General features: G+C 53.2%; 1 pseudogene. It reads left to right on the top strand.

The features are described 5' to 3' along the window. Positions 1-3,063: pseudogene (locus tag QUB33_RS28895) on the top strand (DUF4347 domain-containing protein); the annotation flags it as partial. Positions 3,064-3,456 lie beyond the last annotated feature (393 nt).

Genomic DNA, 3,456 nt, shown 5'->3' with positions numbered 1-3,456 from the left:
TTCTTCACCACAGGCAACTTTACAGGAGCCAATTTCACCTACAGCGCCACAGACAACAGTGGCGCCTCCAGTCCCGCGGCCGCTACTGTAGCGGCTATCTTGCGGCCGGTTGCGCCAACTCCCACACCAACGCCAACTCCAACTGACAACCAACCGCCATTGGCCAACAATGCCAACTCCAGCCTTGGGCCCAACAGCAGCCAGTTAGTCACAGGATTGGGAGGCCGCGACCCCGACGGGTCGATCGTCTCTTACACCATTAACACCCTGCCCCCAGCAGACCAAGCCGTGCTGTTTTTAGGAGATCCAGCCAACGGCGGCGTACCGGTGACACCAGGCCAAGTCCTGACGCCAGAACAGTTACAGCAACTATTTTTCTTCACCACAGGCAATTTTACAGGAACTAATTTCACCTACAGCGCTACAGACAACAGCGGTGCTATCAGTCCCCCTGCTACCGCTACTGTGGATGGACTGATAGTGCCAACTCCCACACCAACTCCCACAACTCCAACTCCCACACCAACTCCCACAACTCCAACTCCCACACCAACTCCCAACCAACCACCAGTTGCCAACAATGCCAACTCCAGCCTCGGGCCCAATAGCAGCCAGTTAATCACCGGATTGGGAGGCAGCGACCCCGACGGGTCGATCGTCTCTTACACGATCGACACCTTGCCCTCACCAGACCAAGCAGTCCTGTTTTTAGGAGATCCAGCCAACGGTGGCGTACCAGTCACAGCAGGCCAAGTCTTGACGCCAGAACAGTTACAGCAACTATTTTTCTTCACCACAGGCAACTTTACAGGAGCCAATTTCACCTACAGCGCCACAGACAACAGTGGCGCCTCCAGTCCCGCTGTGGCTACTGTGGCTGCCATACTTTCAACTGACAACCAACCACCAGTTGCCAACAATGCCAACTCCAGCCTAGAACCCAACAGCAGCCAGTTAGTCACGGGATTGGGAGGAAGCGACCCCGACGGGTCGATCGTCTCTTACACCATCGACACCCTGCCCTCACCAGACCAAGCAGGTCTGTTTTTAGGAGATCCAGCCAACGGCGGTGGTGTACCAGTCACACCAGGTCAAGTCCTGACTCCAGAACAGTTGCAGCAACTATTTTTCTTCACGACAGGCAACTTTACAGGAGCCAATTTCACCTACAGCGCCACAGACAACAGCGGCGCCACCAGTCCCGCACCCGCTACTGTTGTCGCTATCTTGCGGCCGGTGCCGCCAACTCCCACACCAACGCCGGCATCCCCGATCATCTCAAATCCGATCGGAGAACCAGATACCGACTGTTTGTGTCAGCCCATTATTGAAAAACCGGGAATTAACTTTGCGCCTCCGCAGCAACCACCCGCAGTTGGATTTGTCCGGCCTATTTCACAATTTTCCGAAGGACAAACCACCAAAGGAACCGACGGCGATGACTTCATCGTAGACACCAAAGGCAACCAAAAAATTGTCGGTTTTGAAGGCAACGACCTGCTTTTAGGTGAAGACGGCGCGGACGAAATTTACGGCAACGAAGACAATGACACGATTTTTGGTGGCATTGACACCGATATTGTTTACGGAGACGAGGGCAACGATATCGTATTCGCAGGCAAACAGAACGACTGGATTGCCGGCGACTTAGGCTCTGACAACCTGTTTGGAGATCGAGGTGCGGATACGATTCTCGGAGACACCGGCCACAACAACTCCCAGAGTCCTGACGATGCTCGCGATTTGATTTTCGGAGGCGAGAGTGCAGACATCATTAACGGCAACGAGGGCGACGATACCATCCATACCGGCAAAGGTGACGATATTGCCCTTGGAGGTAAAGAGAATGACCTCATGTGGGGCGAACTCGGCTCCGATACGTTGTTTGGTGGCATCGGCTCCGACAGCTTGTTTGGGGGCATCCGCGACCAAAGGGCCAGCGACTCCCAGGGACTCGACTTGCTATACGGAGGCTTCGGCAACGACTTCCTCAACGGCCAACAAGGCAACGATACGCTGGTTGCAGGCAAAGATAACGATCGCGCTTACGGAGGTAAAGGCAATGACATCATCTACGGTCAATTAGGCTCCGATACCGTCTACGGCGGCGAAGGAGCCGATACTCTGCTCGGCGACAGTGGCAGTTCCCAGTCCCTCGGGGATCTCGGCGAACAAGACTTAATCTTTGCCGACGGCGGCAACGACATCATCGGCGGCGGCCACGGTAATGATACCGTGCAAGCAGGTAAAGGCAATGATTGTGTTTGGGGTGGCAAAGATAATGACCTGATTTGGGGCGAACTCGGCTCAGATACCCTTGTCGGGGACAGCGGCGACGACACGATGTACGGCGGTGCTCGAAGTCGAGCTAAAGATGTTGGCGGCCAGGACTTGCTCTTTGGCGGCATCGGTGCTGATGTGCTGTTCGGCGATGAAGGTGACGATACCATCAGTGGCGGTCAAGACAACGACTTGATTTACGGCGGTAAAGCTAACGACCTCATAAACGGAGATCTCGGCGACGACTTGATTTACGGCGGTGACGGCAGCGATGAACTCTGCGGTGGCGAGGGCAACGATACCATCTATGGCGATCGGGCTGATAACCGGGCTTTGTCGGTGGCCGCAAACGACCAGCAAGACTGCATCAACGGCGGTGACGGCGATGACTTGCTTTACGGCAACGAAGGCCAAGATACTATCAACGGAGATGCGGGCAGCGATACCCTGATTGGTGGTAAAGATAACGACCTGCTCAATGGGGGCGCTGGAGGCGATTGGTTGTTTGGCGACTTGGGCGACGATACTTTAATTGGAGGTATTGGGAGCGATGAATTTGTGTTGAATGGTGAGGGTGGCACTGATACTGTGATTAACTTCGAGGTAGGCGTCGATAAGTTTGTTTTGAGCGGTGGGGTGAGTTTCCAGCAGTTGCAATTTAGCGCCACTCCGAACGGTACGTTGCTGCGAGTAGCAGGAACCGATCGGGTTTTAGCGAATCTGGTTGGGATTAACGGGGCGATCGGCTCCTCGGATTTCCTACCAAATCTCTCTGAACTCTAGAATTGGCGGCGAAAGTCTCCTGTTCTGGCGAACAAAACGCCGCAGCAGATCGGAACTTCTGTGGCGTTCCTCACAATACTCAATCTTTGTTAGAAACTTTATAGCACTCGACGCTTGAAACCGCTCTTACACTTGCCTTTCGTCCCTCTCTAAGATACTAAAGAATGAAAGCGTATAAAGTCGCATTTTGTCTAACATTGTATCGCGGTTTTCAGGTTACCCAAGGTACACAAGGGCTGGTAGTTCAAGTTTTTACTACAAACCAATTTTATTGGGGTTATGCGATCGGACTTAGAGTAATCCAAGAAATAAATGCTCCAAAATGCTGGGATACTGGAGAAATAATCAGTGTGCCATCTGTTCTATGTTTCCAGAATCTCTTATCCAACTCAC

This window comes from Microcoleus sp. B3-A4, assembly GCF_036705385.1.
In the GTDB taxonomy this organism is placed as follows: Bacteria; Cyanobacteriota; Cyanobacteriia; order Cyanobacteriales; family Microcoleaceae; genus Microcoleus.
The sequence above is the reverse complement of the archived record's forward strand: the minus strand, read 5'-3'. Positions and strand labels throughout refer to the sequence as shown.